Raw genomic sequence first — 4,619 nt, 5'->3', positions numbered from 1 at the left:
GCCATCACCCACCACTTCAGATTGCGGTAAAATCCCTTGACGCGGCGCGGGAAGATCGGTTCTCGCGCTGCATAAAGCGGTTGGTTTTCGGTCGTCGACATCGAGGATCCATCGGGAGAGTTTTCTGTTCGCAAGAGCGGTATCGTCGCAAACCCGGTGCGATGCCTTGATGTGGATCAAGGGGTGTCCAGTCCGACGCTGCGGTGGGGTGTCGCAGCGCCTGCCAGACCGGTGCGCTACTGCTGCGGCCTCTCGGCCCAGCCCGCAAAGATCCGTTCCAGCGCGACGACAGCGTAGTAAAGCAGGATACCAAGCACGGCGAGCGCGATCAGCACGGCGAACATCAGCGGGTAGTTCGAATTCGTCTGCCCCGACAGGAACAGCGCCCCGAGACCGCGCCCGTGGGGCGAGATGATCTCGACCAGATTGGTGCCGATGAAGGCCAGCGTGACGGACACCTTCAGTGCGCCGAAGAACTCGGGCAGGGTCTTGGGCAGGGCGATCTTGCGGAAGATGGTAAAGCGGCTGGCCCCGAGCGACCGCAGGATATCGCGGTATTCGGGTTCAAGCGTCGACAGACCGATCCCCACCGAAACAGCAATCGGGAAGAACGAGATCAGGAAGGCCATCATCACGGTGTTGAAGTTGTGCTGTCCAACAAAGAGCAGGGCCAGCACCGGCACAAGCGTCGCTTTCGGCACCGCGTTGAAGCCCACAAGCAGCGGATAAAGCGCGTCGCGGGCGATCCGCGAAAACCCCATGATCATCCCGATGGCGGTTCCGACGATCACCGCCAGAAGCAGCCCCAGAACCGTCCGCCAAAGTGTTTCCCAGCCGCCGGAAATGAAAAGCGGCCAGAACCGGCGATAGGCGGCAGGCAGGTCCGAGGGCGAGGCCATGACGAAGTCCGGCCAACCGTTCACCCAGACCAGCGCCTCCCACAGGATGACGAAGATGAGGATGGCAAGAATGGGGGTCGCGATTTTCTGAAAGGTCTGCATCAGTGAAGTCCTGCCTCGGGGTCGCGGCCTTGGGCGATCTTGATCTGGTCGCGCAGGGTCGCCAGCATCTCGGCACAGGCGGGGGTGTAAAGCCCGTCGATCTTGCGCAATCCGCCGTCTCCGCCGTCCTGGGGATACTTCACGTCCATCACGTATTGCGTCCTTGCGGGACGGCCCGACAGCACGATCACCTGATCGCCCAGATAGACGCTTTCGCGCAGGTCATGGGTGATCAGCACGGCGGTAAAGGGTTCCTGCGCGCGCAGCGCGTGCATGGTCTGCCAAAGGTCCTCGCGCGTGAAGGCATCGAGTGCACCAAAGGGTTCGTCCATGATCAGCACTTCGGGCTTGTGCACGATCGACCGGCAAAGCGAGGCGCGCTGGCGCATCCCGCCCGACAGCTCGGAGGGGCGCTTGTTTTCGAAACCGGCAAGGCCGACCAGTTCCAGCAGTTCCATTGCACGGGCCACGCGGTCGGCGCGCGACATGCCGGGCGCCACGATTTCCAGCGGCAGGATCACGTTGTCGAGGATGGTGCGCCATTCCAGAAGCACGGGGTTCTGAAAGGCCATGCCCACGGTCTTGCGCGGGGACTTGACCAACTGGCCATGCAGCCAGACCTCGCCCTCGTCGGGCTTCATCAGGCCGGCGACAAGCCGCGTCAGGGTGGACTTGCCACAGCCCGAGGGGCCGACGACGGCGGCGAACTCGCCTTCTGGCACGGATAATTCCAGACCGTCCAGCACCGGCAGCGGGCCGTTGGGTGTCTTGTAGGCGTGTTTGACGCCCTTGATTTGGATCAGATCGGTCATCGGGGGTTGCACCCGCCCCGGGGGGGGCAGGTGCGGGTCCTTGCTACTGCAACATCAGCGCGTCGGCGGCGGGCAGGTAGCTTGCATCGAAGTAAAGCGACATATCGGGTTCATTGATGAACTCGTAAACCGATTTGGTCTGTTCGATGGCGGCCATCATGCGGTCGGCATCAACGCCGCCCATACCGTTGGCAATGACATAATCGGTCAGCACGTTGGCATCGATGGCCATTTGCAGACGCTCGGTCTCGAGGTCGGCATCAGCGGCCGGATTGCGCTGGATCAGTGACGCAACGGCGGTTTCAGGGTCCGCAATCGCGGCTTTCCAGCCGGCCGCGACGGCGCCGAGGAAGCTGGTCACGACCTCGGGATTGGCGGCGGCAAAGTCGGTGTTGACGATAATCGCATTGCCGTAAAGCGCGACGCCGTGGTCTGCCATCAGGATCACGCTGATATCATCCGCAGGCACGCCCAGCCGCATCAGGTTCAGCGTCGACGAGAACGAGAAACCGGTGACGGATGCGACCTCACCTGCGGCCAGCATCGGCTCGCGCGTCGGGAAGCCGACGGGTTCGACCGTGATCGTGTCGACATCCAGATTGTTTGCGGCTGCAAAGATCGGGAACTGCGCCCATGCGCCATCCGGTGGCGGGGCACCCAGCACACGGCCTTCGAGGTCGGCAGGGACCTCAATGCCCAGCGACTTGCGGCCCACGATGGCGAAGGGCGGCTTGTCATAGACCATCATCACCGCCTTGACCGGCGCATCGGGGTTCTGGTCGAGGAATCGCATCAAGCTGTTGATGTCGGCAAAGCCGATGGGAAAGGCGCCTGTCGCCACTTTCGGGATCGCGTCGAGCGATCCGTTGCCTTCGGAGATATTCACCGCCAGCCCGGCTTCGCTGAAGATGCCGGTGTCGATCGCAACGAAATAGGGGGCGGCGGGACCTTCGAATTTCCAGTCGAGGGCGAATTCGATTTCGGTTTGGGCCGCAGCACTTGTCGGGCCGAAGACGGCAAGCGACGCAGCGAGGGCGGCAGAGGTAAGACGGTTGAACATGGCATGCTCCTTTAACGACATGTGGTGCGTGAAGAGTGTCCACGCCTTGAGGGGAAGGGGAACCCGATCCGCGCTTTCCTGACGCAACACCCTAACGCTGCCAAAACTTTAGGCAACTTCTATTCTTTCAGCACTTTCACTGGGCGCAGGCGTGGTCGCATGCTTGCGAAAGCGACTCAGACGGCGCTGCTTTTGCATCTCGCCAAGGCGCAAAAAGCGGCGTAATCGGATAGCCATGAAGATCGTGCGTCTCGCGGATGCGCAGAGCCTGCCACTCTGGCGTCGTCCCACATCCTTGCTGTTCGTCATGGCGATGGCCATGCCCGTGGCCTTCGCGACGTGGTCGGCGCTGCTGAACAACTTCGTCATCGAGGTGGCAGCGTTCGACGGGTCCGACATCGGCTGGCTGCATACGGTGCGCGAAATTCCGGGCTTCTTCGCCATTGGGGTCATTGCCCTGATCATGTTCATCCGCGAACAGGTTTTGGGCCTTGTCGCCTTGATCATGCTGGGGGCCGCCACGGCCGTCACAGCCGAGTTTCCGCAGATGGCGGGTATCCTGACGGTGACCATGCTGTCGTCCATCGGTTTTCATTACTACGAGACGGTCAACCAGTCGCTGCAACTGCAGTGGATCGACAAGAAGCGCGCGCCGCAGACCTTGGGCTGGATCCTGTCCGCGGGGTCGGGGGCGACCTTGCTGGTCTATCTGCTGATCGTGACGACATGGGAAAGCCTCGGGCTGACCTACAATACCGTCTACTGGGTCTCGGGCGGCTTTACCGCGGTGGTCGCGGTGATCTCCCTGCTGGCCTATCCGCAGTTCGAGGCCCCGCACCCGCAGACCAAAAGAATGGTCCTGCGCAAGCGCTATTGGCTCTATTACGCGCTGCAATTCATGTCCGGCGCACGGCGGCAGATCTTCGTGGTCTTCGCGGGGTTCATGATGGTCGAGCGCTTCGGCTTTGCCGTCGATGACATCACCAGGCTTTTCATGGTCACGCTTCTGATCAACATGCTGGCCGCACCGCTGCTGGGACGGATCGTGCAGGTCTTCGGCGAGCGGCGGGCGATGATCGTCGAATATGTCGGCCTCTCGCTGGTCTTCTTCGCCTATGGCGGGCTGTATTATTTCGGCTGGGGTGTCGCGCTGGCGATGGTCCTTTATGTCGTGAACCACATCTTCTTCAGCCTTGCGCTGGCGATGAAGACCTATTTCCAGAAGATCGCAGACCCGCAGGATATCGCCCCGACCGCTGCCGTGGCTTTCACGATCAACCATATCGCGGCGGTGTTTCTGCCGGCGATGCTGGGTTACATCTGGCTGCAGTCTCCCGGGCTGGTGTTCTTGATGGCGGCGGGCATGGCGATGGTGTCGCTTGTGTTGTCGCTGTTGATCCCGCGTCATCCCGCCCCGGGTCACGAGACCGTGTTCCAGACGCGGCTATTGGCGGCGGCAGAGTAGAAATATCGTCCGCTGGCCCCTATGTTCAGGCGACGCTGACAAGGAGAACAGGATGTTTTTCACAAACACCGCAAAGACCCAGATGGTAACGCCCGACGCGGCCCTGCCCGGACGTGCCGCGCCGATCCCGACGGCTGCAACACATCATGTCTACGGCACGCCACTATTGGCCGAGACGCCCGAGGGCCTCGAACAGGCCATGTTCGGCATGGGCTGCTTCTGGGGTGTCGAGCGGATGTTCTGGAAGCTCGACGGTGTGCAATCGACCATGGTCGGCTATG

At 61.8% G+C, this 4,619-nt stretch carries 5 protein-coding genes; 2 read left to right on the top strand and 3 right to left on the bottom strand.

Translation table 11 applies throughout. From position 1 onward, the window contains the following. Positions 1 to 236: 236 nt before the first annotated feature. The 3 genes from V7N12_RS13705 to V7N12_RS13695 are packed head-to-tail and all read right to left on the bottom strand — an operon-like array spanning position 237 to position 2,873. On the bottom strand, positions 237 to 1,001 hold the full coding sequence (locus tag V7N12_RS13705; protein WP_333715204.1) for an ABC transporter permease: 765 nt from the start codon (positions 999 to 1,001) through the stop codon (positions 237 to 239). Next, on the bottom strand, positions 1,001 to 1,813 hold the full coding sequence (locus tag V7N12_RS13700; RefSeq protein WP_333715203.1) for an ABC transporter ATP-binding protein: 813 nt from the start codon (positions 1,811 to 1,813) through the stop codon (positions 1,001 to 1,003). The genes V7N12_RS13705 and V7N12_RS13700 overlap by 1 nt, the downstream gene beginning before the upstream one ends. Positions 1,814 to 1,856: 43 nt before the next feature. Beyond that, entirely contained in the window at positions 1,857 to 2,873 is a 1,017-nt protein-coding gene (locus V7N12_RS13695) for an ABC transporter substrate-binding protein (protein ID WP_333715202.1), read from the bottom strand. Between the two features lie 235 nt (positions 2,874 to 3,108). Between V7N12_RS13695 and V7N12_RS13690 the strand changes: the two genes are divergently transcribed. Beyond that, on the top strand, positions 3,109 to 4,338 hold the full coding sequence (locus V7N12_RS13690; RefSeq protein ID WP_333715201.1) for an MFS transporter: 1,230 nt from the start codon (positions 3,109 to 3,111) through the stop codon (positions 4,336 to 4,338). Positions 4,339 to 4,390: 52 nt separating this feature from the next. After that, positions 4,391 to 4,619: peptide-methionine (S)-S-oxide reductase (locus tag V7N12_RS13685; RefSeq protein ID WP_333715200.1), on the top strand; the 229-nt coding region annotated here is incomplete at its 3' end.

This window comes from Yoonia sp., assembly GCF_036770585.1.
Taxonomy (GTDB): domain Bacteria; phylum Pseudomonadota; class Alphaproteobacteria; order Rhodobacterales; family Rhodobacteraceae; genus Yoonia.
This window is presented reverse-complemented; position numbering and strand designations above follow the sequence as displayed.

Bases quoted from the DNA above. Each gene is read 5' to 3' on its own strand.
- V7N12_RS13705 (WP_333715204.1), bottom strand. From the start codon at position 1,001: ATGCAGACCTTTCAGAAAATCGCGACCCCCATTCTTGCCATCCTCATC.
- V7N12_RS13700 (WP_333715203.1), bottom strand. From the start codon at position 1,813: ATGACCGATCTGATCCAAATCAAGGGCGTCAAACACGCCTACAAGACA.
- V7N12_RS13695 (WP_333715202.1), bottom strand. From the start codon at position 2,873: ATGTTCAACCGTCTTACCTCTGCCGCCCTCGCTGCGTCGCTTGCCGTC.
- V7N12_RS13690 (WP_333715201.1), top strand. From the start codon at position 3,109: ATGAAGATCGTGCGTCTCGCGGATGCGCAGAGCCTGCCACTCTGGCGT.